This window comes from Sphingobium scionense (assembly GCF_014197035.1).
Taxonomy (GTDB): Bacteria; Pseudomonadota; Alphaproteobacteria; order Sphingomonadales; family Sphingomonadaceae; genus Sphingobium; species Sphingobium scionense.
In genome coordinates, this window is record NZ_JACIEU010000022.1 from 56,223 (window position 1) to 77,665 (window position 21,443).

Annotated in this window: 21 protein-coding genes; 12 read left to right on the top strand and 9 right to left on the bottom strand. The window is 64.1% G+C overall.

Going from position 1 to position 21,443, the window contains the following annotated elements; genetic code table 11:
• Positions 1–43 precede the first annotated feature (43 nt).
• Positions 44–250, top strand: a complete 207-nt coding sequence (locus GGQ90_RS21540) for a hypothetical protein (protein WP_188083928.1) — start codon at positions 44–46, stop codon at positions 248–250.
• Positions 251–428: 178 nt separating this feature from the next.
• Positions 429–818: a glycine zipper 2TM domain-containing protein gene (locus GGQ90_RS21545; protein WP_188083929.1), complete on the top strand. Its 390-nt coding sequence runs from the start codon at positions 429–431 to the stop codon at positions 816–818.
• 58 nt (positions 819–876) lie between these two features.
• On the opposite strand, the gene GGQ90_RS21550 is transcribed toward GGQ90_RS21545, so the two are convergent.
• The 4 genes from GGQ90_RS21550 to GGQ90_RS21565 form a co-directional block, all read right to left on the bottom strand.
• Positions 877–1,809 (bottom strand): electron transfer flavoprotein subunit alpha/FixB family protein, encoded by a 933-nt coding sequence (locus GGQ90_RS21550; RefSeq protein ID WP_188083930.1) that lies wholly within the window; start codon positions 1,807–1,809, stop codon positions 877–879.
• A gap of 25 nt (positions 1,810–1,834) precedes the next feature.
• Positions 1,835–2,584, bottom strand: coding sequence for an electron transfer flavoprotein subunit beta/FixA family protein (locus tag GGQ90_RS21555; protein WP_004207731.1), 750 nt, complete (start codon positions 2,582–2,584; stop codon positions 1,835–1,837).
• Between the two features lie 112 nt (positions 2,585–2,696).
• Positions 2,697–3,896, bottom strand: coding sequence for an ADP-forming succinate--CoA ligase subunit beta (gene sucC / locus GGQ90_RS21560; RefSeq protein ID WP_188083931.1), 1,200 nt, complete (start codon positions 3,894–3,896; stop codon positions 2,697–2,699).
• A 147-nt stretch (positions 3,897–4,043) separates the two neighbouring features.
• The gene (locus GGQ90_RS21565; RefSeq protein WP_188083956.1) at positions 4,044–4,370 is read right to left on the bottom strand and encodes a hypothetical protein; all 327 of its coding nucleotides are present in this window, start codon (positions 4,368–4,370) and stop codon (positions 4,044–4,046) included.
• 66 nt (positions 4,371–4,436) lie between these two features.
• Here GGQ90_RS21565 and GGQ90_RS21570 point away from each other — a divergent pair, with 66 nt between their 5' ends.
• Entirely contained in the window at positions 4,437–4,835 is a 399-nt protein-coding gene (locus GGQ90_RS21570) for a low affinity iron permease family protein (protein ID WP_188083932.1), read from the top strand.
• A gap of 32 nt (positions 4,836–4,867) precedes the next feature.
• Here GGQ90_RS21570 and GGQ90_RS21575 read toward each other — a convergent pair whose 3' ends face one another.
• Together GGQ90_RS21575 and nhaA are read right to left on the bottom strand one after the other, a co-directional pair.
• A complete protein-coding gene (locus tag GGQ90_RS21575; protein ID WP_188083933.1) occupies positions 4,868–5,050 on the bottom strand; it encodes a hypothetical protein in 183 nt (60 codons plus the stop codon).
• Positions 5,051–5,163: 113 nt separating this feature from the next.
• On the bottom strand, positions 5,164–6,378 hold the full coding sequence (gene nhaA, locus GGQ90_RS21580) for a Na+/H+ antiporter NhaA (RefSeq protein WP_188083934.1): 1,215 nt from the start codon (positions 6,376–6,378) through the stop codon (positions 5,164–5,166).
• A gap of 227 nt (positions 6,379–6,605) precedes the next feature.
• Here nhaA and GGQ90_RS21585 point away from each other — a divergent pair, with 227 nt between their 5' ends.
• From GGQ90_RS21585 to GGQ90_RS21625, 9 genes are all read left to right on the top strand, one after another.
• Positions 6,606–7,991, top strand: coding sequence for a glycosyl transferase family protein (locus GGQ90_RS21585; RefSeq protein ID WP_188083935.1), 1,386 nt, complete (start codon positions 6,606–6,608; stop codon positions 7,989–7,991).
• Positions 7,992–8,017: 26 nt separating this feature from the next.
• Complete coding sequence (locus tag GGQ90_RS21590; RefSeq protein ID WP_343053992.1) at positions 8,018–9,028, top strand: hypothetical protein; 1,011 nt, start codon at positions 8,018–8,020, stop codon at positions 9,026–9,028.
• Positions 9,029–9,085: 57 nt separating this feature from the next.
• On the top strand, positions 9,086–10,000 hold the full coding sequence (locus tag GGQ90_RS21595; RefSeq protein ID WP_188083936.1) for a sulfite exporter TauE/SafE family protein: 915 nt from the start codon (positions 9,086–9,088) through the stop codon (positions 9,998–10,000).
• On the top strand, positions 9,997–10,755 hold the full coding sequence (locus GGQ90_RS21600) for a TIGR02186 family protein (RefSeq protein ID WP_188083937.1): 759 nt from the start codon (positions 9,997–9,999) through the stop codon (positions 10,753–10,755). The genes GGQ90_RS21595 and GGQ90_RS21600 overlap by 4 nt, the downstream gene beginning before the upstream one ends.
• Positions 10,756–10,979: 224 nt before the next feature.
• Positions 10,980–11,717, top strand: coding sequence for an AcvB/VirJ family lysyl-phosphatidylglycerol hydrolase (locus tag GGQ90_RS21605; protein WP_188083938.1), 738 nt, complete (start codon positions 10,980–10,982; stop codon positions 11,715–11,717).
• 3 nt (positions 11,718–11,720) lie between these two features.
• Positions 11,721–12,131, top strand: a complete 411-nt coding sequence (locus GGQ90_RS21610) for a DUF2147 domain-containing protein (RefSeq protein ID WP_188083939.1) — start codon at positions 11,721–11,723, stop codon at positions 12,129–12,131.
• Between the two features lie 6 nt (positions 12,132–12,137).
• On the top strand, positions 12,138–14,681 hold the full coding sequence (mprF, locus tag GGQ90_RS21615; protein WP_188083940.1) for a bifunctional lysylphosphatidylglycerol flippase/synthetase MprF: 2,544 nt from the start codon (positions 12,138–12,140) through the stop codon (positions 14,679–14,681).
• A 39-nt stretch (positions 14,682–14,720) separates the two neighbouring features.
• Complete coding sequence (locus GGQ90_RS21620; protein WP_188083941.1) at positions 14,721–15,113, top strand: VOC family protein; 393 nt, start codon at positions 14,721–14,723, stop codon at positions 15,111–15,113.
• A 53-nt stretch (positions 15,114–15,166) separates the two neighbouring features.
• Entirely contained in the window at positions 15,167–16,771 is a 1,605-nt protein-coding gene (locus GGQ90_RS21625; protein ID WP_188083942.1) for a family 43 glycosylhydrolase, read from the top strand.
• Positions 16,772–17,076: 305 nt separating this feature from the next.
• On the opposite strand, the gene GGQ90_RS21630 is transcribed toward GGQ90_RS21625, so the two are convergent.
• The 3 genes from GGQ90_RS21630 to GGQ90_RS21640 are packed head-to-tail and all read right to left on the bottom strand — an operon-like array spanning position 17,077 to position 21,424.
• Positions 17,077–18,570 (bottom strand): PepSY-associated TM helix domain-containing protein, encoded by a 1,494-nt coding sequence (locus tag GGQ90_RS21630; protein WP_188083943.1) that lies wholly within the window; start codon positions 18,568–18,570, stop codon positions 17,077–17,079.
• A complete protein-coding gene (locus tag GGQ90_RS21635) occupies positions 18,567–19,133 on the bottom strand; it encodes a hypothetical protein (RefSeq protein WP_188083944.1) in 567 nt (188 codons plus the stop codon). The genes GGQ90_RS21630 and GGQ90_RS21635 overlap by 4 nt, the downstream gene beginning before the upstream one ends.
• Positions 19,127–21,424 (bottom strand): TonB-dependent receptor, encoded by a 2,298-nt coding sequence (locus tag GGQ90_RS21640; RefSeq protein WP_188083945.1) that lies wholly within the window; start codon positions 21,422–21,424, stop codon positions 19,127–19,129. Before GGQ90_RS21640 ends, GGQ90_RS21635 begins: the two co-directional genes overlap by 7 nt.
• Positions 21,425–21,443: the final 19 nt, after the last annotated feature.

Below are 21,443 nucleotides of genomic sequence, written 5' to 3' on the forward strand. Positions count from 1 at the left end.
CCGTCCGCCGGTTCTTCTCCCGACAGCAAACAAGGAGTTCTCCATGATCCGCACCCTGATTTTCGGCGCCATCGCCGGCTATGTCGGCAAGAAGCTCTATGACGATGGCAAGCTGACCGAGTTCAAGGACGACCTCGTCGCCCGCTATAACGACGCCAGGGCCAAGCTGGAGGACCAGCGCATCCAGGACAGTCCGGCCCCGGTCGTCACCCCGGCCACGACCAGCGGCGCCTCGCCCCTGGCGCATTAAGCCCCATTCTCTCGGCGGCGCGCCACCACGACGCGCCGTTGATGCCGTCCGCTCGCTGCCACACTCCCCTCTCGATGGCAGCGGCGGGCGGTTTCCTTTTATCTCCAGCATCTTGGCGCAACTTTCGCGCCGCTTCCGGGTTCTCCTCCCGACAGGGTATAAGAAGAGGAGACACCCATTGCGCACCCCCATCCTGGCACTAGCCGCCCTTGCCATGCTGCCGCTCGGCGCCTGTGCGTCGGACAATTATGGCGGCGGCTACGGCTATGACCGCCCCGGCGGCTACAACCGCCCGCCCGGCGGCCGCGACCGCGACCGCGACCGGGATCGCCGCCCACCGCGCCGCCATCTCGGCGACAATGACCAGATCTACCGCGACCGCGACGGCCGTTACTATTGCAAGCGGGATGACGGCACCACCGGCACCATCGTCGGCGCCATCGCCGGCGGCGTGCTCGGCAATGTCATCGCCCCTGGCGGCTCCAAGACCCTCGGCACCATCCTCGGCGGCGCCGGCGGCGCCCTCGCCGGCCGGGCCATCGACAAGAACGACATCAACTGCGAATGACCAAAAAAAGGGCGTGGGGATCACTCCCCACGCCCTTTCCTACTCAAGCCAATTCGGCTTACAGCTTGCCGGTCAGTTCCGGCACCACCTTGAACAGATCACCGACCAGGCCGATGTCGGCCACCTGGAAGATCGGCGCATCCTCGTCCTTGTTGATGGCGATGATGGTCTTGCTGTCCTTCATGCCAGCCAGGTGCTGGATCGCACCCGAGATACCGACGGCGATATAGACTTCCGGCGCGACGATCTTGCCGGTCTGGCCGACCTGATAGTCGTTGGGGACATAGCCCGCGTCGACCGCAGCGCGCGAGGCACCGACGGCCGCACCCAGCTTGTCGGCCAGCGGCATGATATATTCCTCGAAGGTCGGCCCGTCCTTGAGCGCACGGCCACCCGACACGATCACCTTGGCGCTGGTCAGCTCGGGGCGTTCCAGCTTGGCGATTTCGGCGCCGACGAAGGAGGAAATGCCCTTGTCGCCGGTCGAGGCCACGGCTTCCACCGCACCATTGCCGCCTTCCTTGGCCGCCTTTTCAAAGGCCGTGCCGCGAACGGTGATGACCTTCTTGGCGTCCTTCGACTTGACCGTGGCGATCGCGTTGCCGGCATAGATCGGGCGGGTGAAGGTGTCTTCGCTCTCGACCGACAGGATGTCGCTGATCTGCATCACGTCCAGCAGGGCGGCGACACGCGGCGCGATATTCTTGCCGTTGCTGGTGGCCGGCGCGACGAACGCGTCATGATGGCCCATCAGTTCGACGATCAACGGCGCGACATTCTCCGGCAGCGCATGGCCAAAGGCCGCGTCGTCGGCGACATGGACCTTGCCGACGCCGGCGATCTTGGCGGCTTCGGCGGCCACGCCGTCGACGCCCTGGCCAGCGACCAGCAGATGGACTTCGCCCAGCTTGGCTGCGGCGGTCACGGCGGAAAGGGTCGCGTCCTTGACGGCGCCGCCCTCATGTTCAACCCAAACGAGCGTCTTCGTCATGCTGCAACTCCTGCTTTCCGGCGGCTCACGCCGCGACTCCAAGGGCCTTGAGCTTGGCCACCAGTTCATCGACATCGGCAACCTTGATGCCGGCCGAACGCTTGGGCGGTTCTGAGACCTTGAGCGTCTCCAGACGGGCGGCGATATCGACGCCGTAATCCGCCGGGGTCTTGTTCGCGAGCGGCTTGGACTTCGCCTTCATGATGTTCGGCAGCGACGCATAGCGCGGCTCGTTGAGGCGCAGGTCGGTAGTGATGATCGCCGGGGTGTTGAGCTTCACCGTCTCCAGGCCGCCATCGACTTCGCGGGTGACGTTGACCTTGTCGCCCTCGACCTCGACCTTGCTGGCGAAGGTACCCTGCGGCAGGTTCAGCAGCGCGGCGAGCATCTGGCCGGTCTGGTTGCTGTCATCGTCGATCGCCTGCTTGCCCAGGATGATCAGACCAGCGCCTTCTTCTTCCTGCACCTTGGCGAGCAGCTTGGCGACGCCCAGCGGTTCGACCTCATCATCGGTCTGGATCAGGATGGCGCGGTCGGCGCCCATCGCCAGCGCCGTGCGCAGCGTTTCCTGCGCCTTGGCAACGCCGATCGATACCGCCACCACCTCGGTCGCCGCACCCTTTTCCTTCAGGCGGATGGCTTCCTCAACGGCGATTTCGTCGAACGGGTTCATGCTCATCTTGACGTTGGCCAGGTCAACACCCGTGCCATCCGCCTTCACACGGGGCTTTACGTTATAGTCGATAACCCGCTTCACGGGCACAAGGATCTTCATTTCAACATCCTCCATTTTCACGCCATCGCCCGCCAACGCGAACACGGACGTGGGCGACCCGTTTCCAGGTCACCCACGCCCTATGGCGTATCTTCTCAGGTGATTAGGGGGCTCAGGCCGCCTTCCTCACTTCTGCCACGATCTTCTTGGCCGCATCGCCCAGGTCGTCCGCGGGGACGATCGGAAGACCCGAATTGGCCAGAATGTCCTTGCCCTGCTGGACGTTGGTGCCTTCCAGGCGGACGACCAACGGAACCGACAGGTTCACTTCCTTGGCAGCCTCGACGATGCCATTGGCAATGATATCGCACTTCATGATGCCGCCGAAGATGTTGACCAGAATGCCCTTAACGGCCGGGTCCTTCAGGATGATCTTGAACGCTGCGGTCACCTTTTCGGTGGTGGCGCCGCCGCCCACGTCTAGGAAGTTGGCGGGGAATTCGCCGTTCAGCTTGATGATGTCCATGGTCGCCATGGCCAGGCCTGCGCCGTTCACCATGCAGCCGATGTTACCGTCCAGCTTGATGTAAGCCAGGTCATACTTCGACGCTTCAACTTCGGCAGCATCTTCCTCGGTCAGGTCGCGCAGTTCGGCGATGTCCTTGTGACGGAACATGGCGTTGCCGTCGAAACCGACCTTGGCGTCGAGGACGAGGAGGTTGCCCTGCTCGGTCAGCGCCAGCGGGTTGACTTCAATCTGCTCGGCATCGGTGTCGAGGAACGCGGCGTAGAGCGACGCGGCAACCTTCGACGCCTGCTTGGCGAGGTCACCGGTCAGGCCCAGCGCAGCGGCAACGGCGCGGCCGTGGTGCGGCTGGAAGCCGGTGGCCGGATCGACCGAGAAGCTGTGGATCTTTTCGGGGGTCGAGTGGGCGACCTCTTCAATGTCCATGCCGCCTTCGGTCGACACGACGAAAGCGATGCGGCTGGTGGCGCGATCGACCAGCAGCGCCAGGTAGAATTCCTTGGCGATGTCGGCACCGTCGGTGACGTACAGACGGTTGACCTGCTTGCCCGCGTCGCCGGTCTGGATGGTAACCAGCGTGTTGCCGAGCATGTCGGTGGCGTGGGCCTTCACCTCGTCCAGGTTGAAGGCGAGGCGGACGCCGCCCTTGGCTTCGGGGGCCAGTTCCTTGAACTTGCCCTTGCCGCGGCCACCGGCGTGGATCTGCGACTTCACGACATAGAGCGGCCCGGGCAGCTTCTTGGCGGCCTCGACGGCTTCCTCGACAGTGAAGGCGGCGTGACCGGCAGCGATCGGCGCGCCATACTTGGCGAGCAATTCCTTCGCCTGATATTCGTGAATGTTCATGGGCTGGCCCGTCCTTTGTTCACAGGAAAACTGTTGAGGCGGGTTAAGCACAGGCGAAGAAGCAGGGCCAGAGCCATTTCGCAAAACGACTTTGCAAAATTGCAAAACCCTTGCGAAGCCAGACCCTGCTTTATTGTGAAATCGGCGTCAGAAGGAGCAGTGGATGGCGGCCTTGCTGGTCACCAGGAATATCTCCGGATCCTCCAGCGCACGGACCTTATAGAGGAGTTCATCCATGCTCATCTTGCCCATGTGCGACTTGTGGAGCGAGGCGATCGACTGAAGTCGCCGCAACTGCACCAGACTGAGCCGATCGACCATGCGTTCGGCCATACAGGCTGCCATTCGAGGCGAAAGGCCGGCGTCGATCAGCCCGGCACGCACGCGTGATTCGGGAGAAACGCTGGCACAAGAGGCCAAAAGAAGGGAGCCGGCGAGCGCGCCGATCGTTGCACGAAAAGATATGGTTGCCATGATCATGGCCATGACAGCAGATGGCTGAACAGAGCCTAAATGCGCAGGTGGCCCAAAGGAGTTTGCATGGATCGGATATTTTCCGCCCTATCGGCACGGATCGCCAGTTGGACCGGCCAACCGCTCGCCTTCATCTTGGCGGTCGGCGTCGTACTGATCTGGGGCGTGACCGGCCCGCTCTTCCACTATTCCGACACCTGGCAGTTGGTGATCAACACCGGCACGACCATTGTCACCTTCCTGATGGTCTTCCTGATCCAGAATGCCCAGAACCGTGACGGCGCCGCCATCCAGGCCAAGCTGGACGAGTTGATCCGCGCGATCGAGCCTGCGCGCAACGACTTCATCGGCATCGAGCATCTCACCGAAGCCGAACTGGAAAAGATCAAATCGATCCTGGAGCGTGAATGCGGCGCCGACGGCCGGCATCAAGAGGTAATCGATCGCCTGATATCCCGTCGCTGACGTTGAACACAACGACACCCATTACCATCGCCTCAATGCGCCGGGACGACCAGCCTCTCCTGCTGCTCATTGTGTCTGCGATAGGCTTCGACCTGATTGATATAGCCGCGAGCCAACCCCTCATAGGCGGCCCTGCCCTCAGGCGAACCAGTTGCCTGCGCACGTATCAGTGACATCTGCTGCCTATGCAGCAGATAATTGACATCCGTCTCCATATCCTCGCCCTCCTCCCGTATTTTTCGAAAGTGTGGTCGGCACATTGACACGAAGCGAGTCGCAACAATGGCGGGGCGATAGTAGCATGAAGCTTAACTCTACGCGATTCCCCTCAGCCTGCCACCGGCGCAACCGATCGCGGCGAGGATGCAAAGCGCAGGACGGCATAGCCACATAGCGCAGACAGCAACGATCCACTGAGAATGCCGATCTTCGCTTCTTCAACCAGCAATGGCTGCCCCGGGAAGGCGAGCGCGCCGATGAACAAACTCATGGTAAAGCCGATCCCGCACAGCAGCGCCATGCCGTAAATCTGCACCCAGCTCGCGCCCGAGGGCCGAGCCGCTATGCCGAGCTTTTGCGCCAGCCAGATGCTGCCGAACACGCCCAGTTGCTTGCCAAGCAGGAGCCCCAGCGCCACACCGATCGGCAAGGGACTTAGCAGAGCGCCGATCGCCGCGCCGTTGAGTGTGATGCCGGCATTCGCAAAGCCGAAAAGCGGCACGATCAGATAGGCACTCCATGGATGGATCAAATGCTCCAGGCGATGGAGCGGACTGTCCGCCGCATCCGGCGCGCCCGGCGTGCGATTGACGGGAATGGTAATGGCGGCCAGCACACCCGCGATGGTCGCATGCACACCCGACAGCAGCATCAGATACCAGAGCAGCAGGAAACCGATCAGATAGGGCGCCAATGCCCGCACGCCGACGCGGTTCATCCCAAACATGAACAGCAGGGCAGCAAAAGCGCCACTCAAAGCCATGACATCCAGCCCCTGACTATAGGCCAGCGCAATGATTGCCACCGCCCCCATATCGTCGACGATCGCAACAGCCGTCAGGAACAATTTGATTGACGCTGGCGCACGCGAGCCCAGCAGCGCGAGCACACCGATCGCAAAGGCAATGTCGGTCGCCGCCGGAATGGCCCAGCCCCGCGCCAGTGCGGGCTCACCCGTCGTGATCGCCAGATAGACGAGTGCCGGCGCGATCATGCCAGCGCCTGCCGCGATGAAGGGCAAGCGTCGCCTTTCCCAGGTGGACAGGCCGCCATCCACAAATTCGCGTTTAATCTCCAGCCCGACCAGCAGAAAGAAGATCGCCATAAGACCGTCATTGACCCAAAGATGGACGGTCATGGGGCCGAGTGCGGGAGCCAGAACCGGACCAGTCACGGCATGGAACATGTCATGATAGACATGACCGGCGGCGCCCGGAAGATTCGCCATGATCATGGCCACGGCTGCCGAGATCATCAGCAATATGCCGCTGCCTGCTTCCCCCTTCAGGAAATTCCTGAGGGCGGACAGGGGGCGCTCGCTCATCTATCCTCTCCATAAGTACTTGCCGGCACTATCATTCTTCCTCCTTAAGGAAATTCCCGCTCAGGTCCAACCCGGATGAAAGGAAATTCCCGCTCAGGTCCAACCCGGATGATCTGAAGCATGCTGCTACAAATTCTCTAAAATGCTTGGAAGACCGCTGTTCTCATGACATAAATTGACCTTGCCGCATGGCGATCGGGACAGGGGAATCCGGGATCGTGGGGGACATGCTCTTTAGCGCTCTACAGGCGCTGCATTACGAGATTTTGTTGTTCGCGGTAATCGGCTTCGCGCTTGGCGGGCTGGATGATCTCGCAATCGATCTGCTGTTTCTGATACGCCGCATATGGCGGGCGATCCGGCATCCCCGTCGCGACCGCATGACAATGGCAACCCTGCCGCCTTCGCCCGCGCCCGGACGCATCGCCATCTTCATTCCCGCCTGGCAAGAAGCAGATGTCATCGGCGCCATGCTGCGCCACGCCCTGCATTGCTGGGGCAATGCAGATTATCGCATTTTCGTAGGCGCCTATCCCAATGATCAGGCAACGATCGACGCGATTGCATCTGTCGCGGCTGATCAACCGCACATTATCCTGTGCCTGAACGATCGCCCCGGCCCTACCACCAAGGCCGATTGCCTGAACATCAACTGGCGCAGCATGCTGGCCGACGAACGCCGTAGCGGCATCCGGTTCAAGGCCATCGTGATGCATGATGCAGAAGATGTCGTGCATGTGGATGAAATCCGCCTGTTCGATCATATGATCGACCGGTTTGCGCTGGTACAGTTGCCGGTCCTGCCACTGCCCGGTCGTGGCAACTGGTTTTCCCGCGCGATCGCCAATCATTACTGCGATGAATTTGCAGAAGCCCATGGTAAATCCCTGACAGTCAGGGAATTTCTGGGTGCCTCCATTCCTTCGGCCGGTGTCGCCTGCGCATTCCAACGAGACATATTGGCGGCACTCGCCCCCCATCCCGGCGCAGGGCCGTTCGATCCGGGATCACTGACGGAAGATTATGAAGCCGGCCTGCGCATCGCCGACATGGGCGGCCGGGGTATCTTCCTACGTATCCGTGATGCGCAAGGGCAGCTTGTCGCGACCCGTGAGTATTTTCCCGATAGCGCCCCAGCCGCCATCCGCCAGAAGGCGCGCTGGATCATCGGCATTTCGCTCGCCGGCTGGGACCGTATGGGCTGGCAGGGCGGACCGGCCGAATGGTGGATGCGGATCAGAGACCGGCGCGCCACCCTGGCCGCGTTGATCATTGTCGCCGCCTACGCGACGTTGCTGCTCTGGAGCATGCTGGAACTGGCACGGCCTTTCCTCACTCAGCAGTCGCGGCTGTCCACACCCCTTATCGACGCCTTGCTGACACTCAATCTCTGGCTCATGGCATGGCGCATCATGATGCGCGCGGTGTTTGCTGGCCATGCCTATGGTTGGCGGCATGGGCTGGCTGCGGTGCCGCGCATGTTTGTCGGCAACACGATCGCCGTGCTGGCGGCCCGGCGCGCCGTTGTCCTCTATGTCCAGTCACTGCTGGGCAAGCCGCTGGTGTGGGACAAGACGCAGCACCGCTTCCCCGACATGGAGGAGCCGGCATGATCCGATCATCGGCCGATGGACGGCCGGTGCGCTTCTTCCTGATGCTGTTCATCGGCTGGACCGGCATGCGCCTGTTCGGCACGATTGCGTCGACAGCGCCACTACCGACGACAGTGCCAACCCAGGCCAAAGGCAGTCGGATCGGCTCCCCCACCCGTCAGGAGCGCATGATCCCAATCATTCGCGGAGCAGAGACGGCAATATCGGTTGGCAGTAAGTGGCAATCCATCCGCGCGGGCTCACCCTTCAAGCCAGTCCAGACCTCTTATGCCATCGCGCCACTATCGACCGCATGGTCGTTAAACTCTGGCGCCTCCAGACAAAGGCCTCCCTTAGCCCGGCCCAAAGTCATGGAACCGCTTGCCATTTCGGTATCGACCATATCGCCCGTCGGTCATGATCGCTGGCAAGGCAGCGCCTGGCTGCTCTGGCGCTCCGGCAGTGGTTCATCGGCAGACCTCGCCACAGTGGGGCGCCTCGGCGGGTCGCAGGCCGGCGCACGGATCGACTTCGACCTGATGCCCCGATCCTTGGGGCGCCTTGCAGCTTATGGTCGGGCCACGACGGCCCTCCAATCGCCCGAAGCGCCCGAAATTGCAATCGGCCTGTCCTATCAGCCAATACGCCATATTGCCGTCAGCCTTGCCGCCGAACGGCGGATCGCGCTCGATACCCAGGCACGAGACGCCTTCGCGCTGCTGCTCGTCGGCGGTTTTGGCCCCAAACCCGTTGCCGGACCGATCGAGGCCAGCCTCTATGCGCAGACCGGCATGGTGGGCCTGCACAAGCGCGACCTCTTCATCGACGGAAAATTCTCGCTGCTCGCGCCAATCAAGGACAGCCCATTGCGCATTGGCATCAGCCTGTCTGGCGGTGCGCAACCCCACGTCGAACGACTGGATATCGGCCCGGAAATCCAGTTTCGCCTGCCCCTTCCAGCGATCGCCGCGCGCATCGGGATCGAATGGCGTGAACGTGTCGCCGGTCAAGCCAAACCTGCTTCCGGCTTGGCGGTCACACTCGCCGCCGATTTTTAGCCTTCCAGCCATCTCCCGGCTTTCGCTCGGAGTCTTTTGTCTCTAACCCGATGGGGCATGGATCTATACCTGCCCATCGCCAATCTATCGGTGAACGCCCTGGTCATCATTGGACTGGGTGGCGTCGTTGGCCTGTTGTCGGGCATGTTCGGCGTCGGCGGCGGTTTTCTCACCACGCCATTGCTGATCTTCTATGGCATCCCTCCTACCGTCGCGGCCGCCTCGGCTGCCAGCCAGGTGACCGGTGCCAGCGTGTCGGGGGTCGTCACCCACATGTCGCGCGGCACTGTCGATTTCCGCATGGGCGGCGTGCTGATCGCCGGCGGCGTGGTAGGCGCAGGCCTTGGCGTCTTCATCTTTCGCCTGCTCCAGTCGCTCGGCCAGATCGATACGGTAATCGGCATACTCTATGTTTTGATGCTGGGCGGTATCGGATCACTGATGGCGAAAGAGTCGATCCAGGCGCTGATCGCGCTCAAGACCGGCAAGCGCATGCAGGCGCGCAAGCGGCGCCATCATCCGCTCGTCGCGGCCCTGCCGACGCGCTGGCGCTTCTATCGCTCGGGCCTCTATATCTCGCCGCTGGCGCCGCTGCTGCTGGGCATGGCGACTGGTATCCTGACGATGTTGCTGGGCGTGGGTGGCGGCTTCATCCTGGTGCCCGCGATGCTCTATCTGCTCGGCATGAACACCCAGTCGGTGGTCGGCACATCGCTGTTCCAGATATTGTTCGTCACCATTGCGACCACGATGATGCACGCCATGACGACCAAGGCAGTCGATCTGGTGCTCGCGCTGTTGCTGCTGATCGGCAGCGTCACCGGTGCGCAGGTCGGCACCCGGCTGTCGATGACCATCCGCCCCGAATATCTGCGCATCCTGCTCGCAGCGATCGTGCTACTGGTGGCTGCCCGCATGGCACTCGGGCTTGGTTGGCGGCCCGACGAAATCTTCACGATCGATGTAAAATGAGGGCACACCACCTCTCTTTGCCCATGCTGGCCCTGTTTCTGAGCGGCGCGGACGAGCCGAAACTGGTGCCCGATGTGTCGCAGCGTGAGGTCGAAATCCAGTACAGCTTCACCGGCGCCGACCTGCTGCTGTTCGGTGCGATCGTCTATCCCGACGGGCGACGGCCGGACAAGCCGGCGGATATCGTCGTCGTGCTGAAAGGCCCCGAACAGTCGATCACCATGCGCGAGAAGCAGAAGGTTGCCGGTATCTGGGTCAACGCCGACCGCGCCCGTTTTCGTTCGGCGCCCAGCTTTTACGCCATGGCCTCCTCCCGGCCGATCGACCGGATCGTGGATGAACGCACCGCCGCCATTTATGAAATGGGCGTCGACAAGCTTCAGCTATCCCCCTCCTCGCTCAATGACAGTGCGGAACTGGATCGGTTTCAAGCAGGCCTGGTCGACCTGCGCCAGCGCAACGGCCTGTTCGTCGAGAAACCCGGCACGGTCGAGATCAGCGATGGCGTTCTCTATCGCGCCCGCCTGCCGCTGTCGGCCCGTGTGATCGTGGGCGACTATACGGCTGAAACCTTCCTGGTGCAGGACGGCCGCGTCGTGGCAGCAGCGGTGCGCGACATCCATGTCCGCAAATCGGGATTCGAACAGTTCATGGCCGTCGCCGCCGAACGCTGGTCGTTCCTCTATGGCCTGACCGCGATCGCTCTGGCGGTCGGCATGGGCTGGGCCGCCGGCGCGATTGCCCGCCGCATCTGATCGGCCGCCTCTCCAAAAGTTCATCTTCCAGCCACGCTGTCGCAGGCCGTCATGGACCATATCGGTCCTGCCACCTCCCCCCCCCCTTGGGTGGCACGAAACAGGCCAGCTGGGACCAGCTGGCCGAACGGTCGGAACGCGTGGGTCTTGTTCCGACCGCCCACAGCCCGGCACGTCGGTCTCCTCCCGATGTGCCGGGCGCTCGGGTCGATCGAGGAGACGGCATGATGACGCGCGGCGGCAAAAGCATCCGGTATATCCTGCCTATCCTGATCCTCGTTTTGATCGCCTCCGCCTTCCAGTGGCTCGGCTATCCGGGCGGCGATCCCTTTTCCCTCTCTCGCCCCCAGGGCTATCGGCCAGGCCATGGCACACCCATCGCCATCATCCTGTCAGGCGACATGGGCATGAAGGTCGGCATGGGACCGGGCATCATGGCACGCCTGACCCGAGACGGCCTGCCGTCGGTCGGGGTCAATTCGCTGACCTATTTCCGCAAGACCCGCAGTCCGGCCGAGGCCACCGCGCTGATCAGCCAAGCCCTGGCTCAGGCCCACAACATCGATCCCGCCGCGCCGGTCATCCTGATCGGCCAGTCCTTCGGCGCGGACATGGCGCATGTCGGCCTTGCCGGACTGCCCGCTGCGCAACGCCACACAATCGCCATGGTCGCGCTGGTCGTGCCGGGCGCGACGGTCGAATATCGCGCCTCGCCGGGCGAGATTTTCACTTTTGCCATGGCAGAGACGGATGCCCTGCCGACCGCGCGCAAGCTCGACTGGGCGCCTCTGCTCTGCGTCCATGGCCAGGAGGAAACGGCAAGCCTTTGCCCGTTGCTGCACCAGCCCAATCTGCAAACGGTCACGCTGCCGGGCGGACACCCGTTGCACCATGATGTCGATACGCTCTACCACGTCCTGCACGCGGCCTTTGCCCGGCAGGGGTTGATCCGGAAGACCTGACCCATGCTTCACGCCTTGCGTCTTTTCCTCGTCGGCCTCTGCCTGATCATCGCCGTTCCGGCCATGGCGACCGATCCGGTGCTGGGTTCCTGGATCAATCCGCGCGGCAGCGTCACGGTCACGACCGGCGCCTGCCAGGACAGATTATGCGGCTGGGTCAGCCACGCCAATGCCGAGGCACTGACGGATGCCAACGACGCCGGCATCCCGCATCTGGTCGGCACCACCCTGCTGCAGGATTACCGCCCCAAAGGGCAGGGTCATTGGGCCGGGCGGGTCTTTGTGCCCGACATGGGCCGCACCTTCTATTCCACCATCGACCAGCAGGGGCCGGACCAGCTGAAGATTTCCGGCTGCATTCTGGGTGGGCTTTTCTGCCGCAGCCAGCTCTGGCACCGGGTCAAGACAGGGTAGCGGCAGATGGGGGCGATGACATATGTGCGCCGTTACCAGACACCCTTGTCGGTCGGGCTTGTCGTGCTGCTGGCCGCACTCGGCTTCGTCGCACTCTACCATCTGCTGCATGATGTGCATGTGCGCGACATCCGCGCGGCCTTTCATGCACTTGGCCCGGCAGCCCTGATCCCCGCCCTGCTGCTGACCGCGATCAGCTATGTTACCCTCACCTTCTACGACGTGCTGGCGCTGCGCTCGATCGGGCGGCCCTTGCCCTATGGCACAGCAGCGCTCGCCTCCTTCACCAGCTATACGCTCAGCCATAATCTGGGCCTGTCGCTGCTGACCGGCGGATCGGCGCGCTATCGCATCTACAGCGCGGCGGGGCTGGGCGTTGCGGACGTGGCACGGGTCGTCGCGATCGCCGGCGCCACCTTCTGGGGCGGCGTCCTGACGCTGGCCGCCGCCATGCTGGTCTGGCGGCCGGAGATGCTGTCGATGGGCGATGTCCGCCTGTCCGCGCCCATGCTGCGTTTGGTAGGCAGCCTGACCCTCACGGCCATCATCGGCCTGATCCTCTATGCCGGCCGGCGGGGACGCATGCTGCATCTTGGCCGCATGTCCCTGCCGCTGCCGCCCGCCTCGCGGATATTCTGCCAGATCGGCATCGGCGTCATCGACCTGGCCGCCGCCAGCGCGGCGCTGTTCGTCCTCATCCCCGGCGTCGACCTCCATGCCTGGCCTGCCTTCTTCCTGGGCTATGCGCTCGCCATCGTCGCCGTGCTGCTGACCCATGTGCCCGGCGGCGTCGGCGTGTTCGAACTGGTGATGCTCGCCGCCCTGCCCGGCGTCGACCGGCCGCAACTGGTCGCCGCGTTGCTCGCCTATCGGCTGGTCTATTATATTCTGCCGTTGCTGATCGCGGTCGGCATCATCGTTGCACAGGAGGGCTGGCGCTGGCGGCAGCCGCTGCGCCGCACCCTGCGCGGGCTGCAGGCCGTCACTACCGGCCTTGCGCCGATCATGACGGCGGCAATCGTCTTCCTGGGCGGCGCCATCCTGCTGGTATCGGGTTCGCTCCCGGCCATCCCGCACCGGGTCGCGACCCTCAACAGCGTCGTGCCCCTGCCTTTCCTCGAAGCGTCGCACATGGCCGGCAGCCTGGTCGGCGCGGCATTGCTGATCCTGTCGGCCGGCCTCTATCGGCGGCTCGACGGCGCCTTCTGGCTGACCCGCATCCTGCTCCTTGCCGGCGCGATCTTCTCGCTGCTCAAGGGGCTGGATTATGAGGAGGCGGCGGCGATGCTGCTGATCGCCGCGCTGCTGCAATGGGCGCGTCCGGCTTTCTATCGCCGCACGCAACTCATCGCCGACGCTTTTTCGCCCGGCTGGCTGGCGACTGTCGCGGTGGTTCTGGGCCTCTCCGTCTGGATCGGCTTCTTCGCCTACAAGCATGTCGAATATCAGAACGACCTCTGGTGGCATTTCGCCGCCCGCGCCGATGCGTCGCGCTTCCTGCGCGCCAGCCTCGCCGTCGCCGTGCTGCTGATCGGCCTGGCGCTCTGGCGCCTGCTGCGCCCGGCCGCGATCATCCCTATCATGGCCAGCGACGCCGCTGCCCCGCCAGAGGCCGCGCTGGCGCTGGCCGAACGCACCGACGCCAATCTTGCCTATATCGGCGACAAGCGCTTCCTGGTGTCGGACAGCGGCACCTGCTGCCTGATGTATCAGATCAGGGGGCATAGCTGGATCGTCATGGGCGATCCGGTCGGCGCCCGAAGCGAATGGGCGGACCTGCTCTGGCGGCTGCGCGAACAGGCCGATGCCGCGCAGGGGCGGCTGCTGCTCTACCAGATCAGCCAGGACATGCTGCCGCTGGCGATCGAACTGGGGCTGCAGATCGTCAAATATGGCGAGGAAGCGCATGTCGACCTGGCCAGCTTCACGCTGGACGGCCCGGCTGCCAAGCCGCTGCGCTATGCCGAGCGGCGCGCGGCGCGTGAGGGCGCCAGTTTCGAGATCATCCCCGCCGCCATGCTGGACAAGGAAATGGACCGGCTGACCGAGATTTCCGCCCATTGGCTTCAGGCCAAGGGGCACAAGGAAAAATGCTTCAGCGTCGGCCGCTTCGATCGGCGCTATATGGCACGGTTCGACTGCGCCGTGGTGCGGCAGGAGGGCAGGATCGTCGCCTTCGCCAATATCTGGGCCGCAGCCGACCGGTCCGAACTGTCGGTCGACCTGATGCGCCATGATGACGGCGCGCCCTATGGCACGATGGACTTTCTGTTCATCCACCTGATGCTCTGGGGCAAAGCACGGGGTTATCGCTGGTTCAACCTCGGCCTCGCGCCGCTTTCCGGGCTGGAAGCGCGCCGGCTGGCACCGCTCTGGTCGAAGCTGGGCGCGCTGCTCTACCAGCATGGCAATGCGCTCTACGGCTTTGAAGGGCTGCGCGCCTACAAGGACAAGTTCAGCCCGGAATGGGAACCCCGCTTCGTTGCCGGGCCGCAGGGCCTGTCCTTTGGCCGGGCGCTGCTCGATCTTCAGGCACTGATCGCCGGATAGCCATTGCGCGACGGGCGCATCCCGCGATAGCGCTGGGCGATGCACGCCATCCATCATATCGCCATCATCGGCTCCGACTATGCCCGGTCCCGCCATTTCTATGTCGACATTCTCGGCTTTGCGGTGCTGAACGAGGTCTATCGCGCCGAACGCGACAGCTGGAAATGCGATCTGGCCGTCGGCGACGGGCAGATCGAGCTTTTCTCCTTCCCCAATCCGCCGCCGCGCCCCTCGCGCCCCGAAGCCTGCGGCCTGCGCCATCTCGCCTTTGCCGTCAGCGACCTGGATGCGGAGGTCGCCCGCCTCGAAAGCCATGGCGTGGCTTGCGAACCGGTGCGGGTGGACGAATATACCGACCGGCGCTTCACCTTCTTCGCCGATCCAGACGGATTGCCGCTGGAGCTTTACGAGGATCAAGTCCGCGCCATTTGACAGCATCAGGCCATGCCCCTTAGGTAACCGGTATCAATAACCGGGAGAGGGTCATGGCAGTCAGTCGACGGGACGCATTGCTGGCGACGGCTTCGGCCATGCTGGCGGGCAGTGTGAGCGAAGCGCGGGCCGCTCCGCCTGCTCCTCCCGCGCCACCTGCCCCCGCGCCCGACTGGCGGCGCGGTTTCGACAATCAGCGCATCGCCGATCTGGGCGACGGCCGCTTCCTCAATCCGCTGATCGCCGGCGACCATCCCGATCCGACCATCCTCAAGGATGGCGCGGATTATTACATGACCTTCTCGACCTTCGATTCCTATCCCGGCCTCATCATCTGGCATTCGCGCGACCTGGTGAACTGGCGGCCGATCGGCCCGGCGCTCCACCGGAATATCGGATCAGTCTGGGCGCCTGAACTGTGCAAGCACAAGGGCCGCTATTATCTCTACATCCCGGTCAAGGCGTCTCCCAACACCAGCTATGTGATCTGGGCCGACCGGATCGAGGGGCCGTGGAGCGATCCGATCGACCTCAACCTGCCCAACCATATCGATCCGGGCCATGCGGTGGGAGAGGATGGATCGCGCTGGCTGTTCCTGTCGGGCGGCGACCGGGTGCGCCTGACCGACGACGGCCTGGCCACCGTCGGCCAGCCCGAACATGTCTATGATCCCTGGCACTATCCCGACGATTGGGATGTCGAGGGTTTCTCGCCCGAAGGCCCCAAGATTTTGCGTCACGAGGGCTGGTTCTATCTGGTGACCGCCGTGGGCGGCACCGCCGGGCCGCCGACCGGCCATATGGTGATCGCCGCCCGGTCGCGGTCGATCCATGGCCCGTGGGAGAATTGCCCGGCCAACCCGATCGTCCGCACCCTCGATCGCGCCGAAAAATGGTGGTCGCGCGGCCATGCCACCTTGGTCGAGGGTCCGGATGGCAGTTGGTGGTCGGTCTATCATGGCTATGAAAATGGCTATTGGACACTGGGGCGGCAAACGCTGCTCGACCCGGTCGAATGGACGGCGGACGGCTGGTTCCGGATGACCGGCGGCGACCTGTCGCAGCCGATCGCCAAGCCCAGGGGCGGCCAGGCCGGGCCGCATGGCCAGGCACTGTCGGACGATTTCAGCGCATTGCACATCGGATCGCGCTGGAACTTCTTCAAGCCGGCGCCGCAGGAAGCGCAACGCGCGCGGGTGGAGAAGGGATCGCTGGTCCTGAAGGCCAGCGGCACCGCGCCGTCCAGTTCGTCGCCACTGCTGCTGGTGGCCGGCGACCAGGCCTATCAGTTCGAATGCACGATCGAGATCGCGCCGGGCGGCGTCGCCGGGCTGCTGCTCTTCTATGACGAGCAGCTCTATTGCGGGCTGGGCTTCGACCAGGAACGGTTCGTCACCCATCAATATGGGATAGAGCGCGGCCGCCCGGCCAATCCCCATGGCCGCCGGATGCGGATGCGCGTCACCAATGACCGGCACATCATCCGCTTCCACATCAGCGGCGATGACGGCAAGAGCTGGAAGCGGTTCGACCGGGGGATGGAAGTGTCGGGCTATCACCATAATGTGCGCGGCGGCTTCCTGATGCTGCGCCCCGGCCTCTATTCTGCCGGTGCGGGTGAAGCGCGCTTCACCGACTTCCGTTTTCGCGCACTCTAAGGCCGATTGGGCCGACACGGGACGCGACAGCCGAAGTTCACAGTGTCGTGCGGGCTATTTCGGGCCAATGCGCCGGTAACGCGCCTGTAACGCGACAGTGGCGAGGAAAACGGGTCACGCCCGCGCGCCTTCGACGCGACACTGAGGCGACAGGGACGCGACAGGTGGGCAGTATGGGAAGGAGATAGGGCGGCGCTTGCATCCCCAAGGGTAGATCAGAGAAGGGCCGAGTAGGACAGCGAGGCGGACGTCGTGAAAGTCCACCCTGCCGCGCCTAGCGCGCCATTCGCGCAAGTCTCGCTGCCCTATGCCTTGGCCGGAACGCGACTCCGAATCAGGGCGAGCAGCAGGGCGATGCCGCCGATCAGCAGCAGCAGGTCGACCAGCAGCCCCTGCCCGCCCGCCAGCAGCGGGGCGCCGTGGAGCAGCGCGACGATCAGCAGGCCGGCCACCAGCACCCATTGCAGCGCGCGCGACAGACGTGGACCGGGCAGCGCCTTGGCCATGCCGGCGGCCAGCACCGACAGGATGGTGAGGCCCAGCCAGACCAGCGGTAGCGGCGTTTGCGGCAGGACAAAGGCCAGCGCGGCGGTCAGGACGAGGATGACCGGCTGGCCCCAGCATATTGCCGCCCAGATCCGTTCCCATTGCGGCGCGGGCCGGCCGCGATCGCGGCGGCGGGCCAGCCAGATGGTGACGCCGCTGGAGGTGACGATGCAGAGCGCAATGCCGAGCAGGCCATAGGCGATCCGCACCGGCATGCCGCCGAACCAGCCGAAATGCAGCTGGCCGATGCCGCTCAGCATCCGGGTGCCGGCGACCAGATCCTGTGGCCGTTCCTGATGGATCAGTTGCCCGCGCGCATCATATTGCACCTCGTCCTGCTGGGTCAGCAAGTGCGGCCGGCCGCTGTGGATTGAGATGCGCATATCGGCGCGGCCGGGCCGTTCGACCATGATATTGTCCGCGACGGCCGCCGGCGCGCGGGCGCGGGCATCGGCGATCAGCCGGGCAATATCGGGAATGGGCGTGGCGCGCGTATCGACCTTGGGCGGCGGGTCGAGGAAGAGTTCATAGACCTTCCCCATGTCGCCCCGATAGAGCAGCATCGCCAGCATCGCGACGATGATGGTGCTCAGGCCCAGCAACGCGCCGGTCAGCGCCAGGGTGAAGTGAAAGGGCAAGGCCCAGATGCCGAGGCGATTGTGCAGATCCGCCTCTTGCAGCCGGCGCGAACCGCCCAGGCGCAGGTGGAAGGCATCGCGCAGCACGCGCGGATGCGCCAATATGCCCGACACCAGGGAAGAGAGCAGCGCCACCCCGGTCAGGCCGACGATGAACTGACCCCAACTGCGCGGCAGATGCAGGTTGATATGGAGGTGGATCAGGAATTCGGTCCAGACCGCTTCGAGATCGGACAGCCCACCATCGGCCGCCACCCCCCATTTATGTTCATAGGTCGCGCTGAAGGCCGTGAGGCTGGCGCCATCCTGTTTCGCGGTGGGTAGCGACAGGTAGAGGGTGGTGTCGGCCGGCGCGCGTCTGGCCGCTTCGGCGATGGCGCGGGCGGCCGAGGCATCCGACAGGCTGGTCACCACCGGCGTCGCCGGCACTTCCCACCGTTCCAGATCGGGCGCGAACACGGCGACCGTGCCGGTCAGGCAGACGATATAGATGATCGCGGCAAAGGCCAGGCCCAGCACCGAATGGCTGCTGAGCACCGATCGCACCGTTTCGGGCGACAAGGGCCAGCGCCATTTCTTCGCCCGGCTGTTGGTCTGGACGCTCTGGTCGTTCATGCGGCCCCTCCCAAGGCGGCGAGGCCGAAGCCGATGATGCTGGTGCCGACCAGTACGGCGGTGGCGCGGAGCAGGCGGCGGTCCGCCAGCGTCCAGGTCATGGCCAGCCCCCAGAGGATCGGCAGCAACAGGCCGCCGAGCACGATCCGGGTGCGCGGATCACCGGGCAGATAGACGGTGACGCAAAAGGCGACACCCATCGCCGCCGTCATGCCGAGCGGCCCGGCGAGCAAGGCGCGGAGCACCCCGCGCCAGAAGCGGCCGGGTTCCTCCAGCGGCTCGGGCGCGACATCGCCATCGCGCACCCGCGCCGCCTTGCGCCGGACCCGGCCGAACCAGATGATGGCGAGCGCGCCGATCCCCTCCATCGCCAGTCCCAAGGCCAGCCCCTTGACCGGCCCGATCAGCAGGAAGACAGCGACCAGCAGGCCGATCAATATGGCCCATCCCGCCAGCAGCAGGCCAAGCACGGAGCGATCCCGCCGCACCCAGGAGCGGCGCAGCAGGGCAGCACCCAAGGCGCCGCCCGCGATCAGCAGCAGGCTGGCGAGCGCGATCACCAATGGACGCTCGCGCCGACGCCGACGGTCTGGGGCTCGCCCAGGATCGCCTGATGGATCGCGGCATATTGGTACTGCATATAGTCTTCGTTGAGGATGTTGCGGGCGAAGACGAACAGCGACCAATGATCGGTCTCATAACCGATCTTGCCATTCACGACCGTGCGGCCGCCGACCTTGTACTGGTCCTGATCCTGACCGACGCCGGTGAAGACCGACGAACGATAATTGGCGTTGAGATTGGCGACGAAGCCCGGACCGAATTGCGCATTGATGCCGCCCGACAGGGTCCAGCGCGGCGCATAGGGGAATTGGGTGTCGGTGAGGTCAACCGTGCTGGTCGCCCCTGCGGGCAGGACGAAATCGGTGAATTTGGTGCGGACATGGCCGACCGAGCCATAGAGATCGATGCCGCGCGCGATAGTGGCGTTCGCTTCCACTTCGAACCCGTAAAGATGAGATCCGGCCGCGTTCACCGTGTTATAATCATAGCTGTTCTGGCCGAAATAGGCGGTGACCTGCTGGTCCTTCCACGTCATGTAGAAGGCGTTGGCGTTGAGCGTCAGGCGCCCATCCAGCCATTTGGAGCGCAGCGAGCCTTCATAATTCCAGCTATATTCCGGATCATAGGCGACCAGCAGCGCGCGGGCCGGGTTCTGGCTGGAGCCGCCCGATCGATAGGCGCGCTGAACGGTGAAGGCGGTGGTGAGGTCCGGGGTCCAATCCATGCTGATCCCGGCCTTGGGCAGGAAGGCGTTGAAGCTGCGGCTGTTGGACGCCAGCGGCGACGAGGCATCGGCGACCAGGCCCAGCACACCCTGATTGATCAGCGAAATGATCGGCGCATAGGCTGCGCCCAGGAAATTGGCATCGGGCAGCGTGCCGTTGAAGGTCGCCACGGTTTGCGCCGCATAGCGGTTGCGCTCATGGTCGAAGCGGAACCCGCCGATCAGGGTCAGCCGGTCCGTCAGCTTGAAGCGGGCGTCACCGAACAACGCCATCGTCTCCACCTTTTCGGGCTGGTCAGCCGAATAGGCGACCGGGATGACCGGCAGTTGCGCCGCATAGGCATTGCTGAGGAAGGTCGCCTGCGCCGCGGTCGCGCCATTGGCGCGCAGCAGGGCGGCGATGGTGGCGGTCGGCGTATCGATGTTCACCCGGCTATTCTGGTCGATGCTGCCGGTGCGGCGATAATACCAGGCACCCAGCAGGCCGCTCAGCCGTTCGCCATCAAAATTGAGGCGCATTTCCTGGGTCAGGGTGCGGTAATTATAACGATTGTCGATCGCCTGGATATCCTGCGGCGTGCCGTCGGTATCGATCACCGAATGAACGCGCGAGCGGTTCCAGGAGGTGACGCTCGACAGTTTCAGCCCCTGGGCCAGCGGATAGCTGATGTTGAAGACGGCAAGGTCGCTGTCGATCTTGCCGCGGCTGGGCTGGTCGCCAGTGGCAACGCGGTGATTGAAATAATTGGGCACGTCGGTGCGGGCATATTCGTAGAGATAGCCGCCATCGCGCCGCACGCGATTATAACTGGCGACCGCCTCCAGGCCCGGAATGGCCTGGGGCGTCCATTTGATCTTGCCGCGCAGATTGAGCGATTCCAGCGCGTCGCTATATTCGTCGCGGGTGACATTGTAGATGAGGCCGCGATCGTTGCGGCGCTCGGCCGACAGGCGGACGCCCAGTTCATCCTTGACGATCGGCCCGCCGATCGCGGCGGAGAAGGTGCGATCGTCATATTCGCTCCACAGCACCCGTGCGTCACCGCCCCAGCGAGTCAGCGAAGGATCCTTGCTGGTGATGACGATCCCGCCGGCCAGCGCGTTGAGGCCCTGGATGGTCGATTGCGGGCCGCGCAGCACCTCCACCTGCTGCACATCCCACAGGTCGGTCGGGCCGCCATAAAGCGCCCATTTGGGAACCGGCGCGCCATCGACATAGACGCTGGCGGCATCCGCCTGACCACCGGCACCGACACCGCTGTTGCTGATACCGCGAATGGTAAAACCGGACGAGCCATAGGTTTCGGACAGGTTGGCGGTGCGGTTATAGACGTCCTGGATGGTGATCAGCGCCTCGCGCTCGATCGTCTCGGGCGTAACCACGGCGACGCTGGTCGGGGTCTGCTGCAGGGTGCGGACGCTCTTTTCGCCGGTGACGATGATGTCGGCGCGGGCTTGGTCCATATCGGCATCCGGCGCCTGTTGCGCCATGGCTGGGCTGGTCAGGGCAGCACCGGCCAGCGCGACGATCGCCGCCCCGGAAAAGAAGAAAGACGACCGCACCATATAATCCCCCAAATATTCT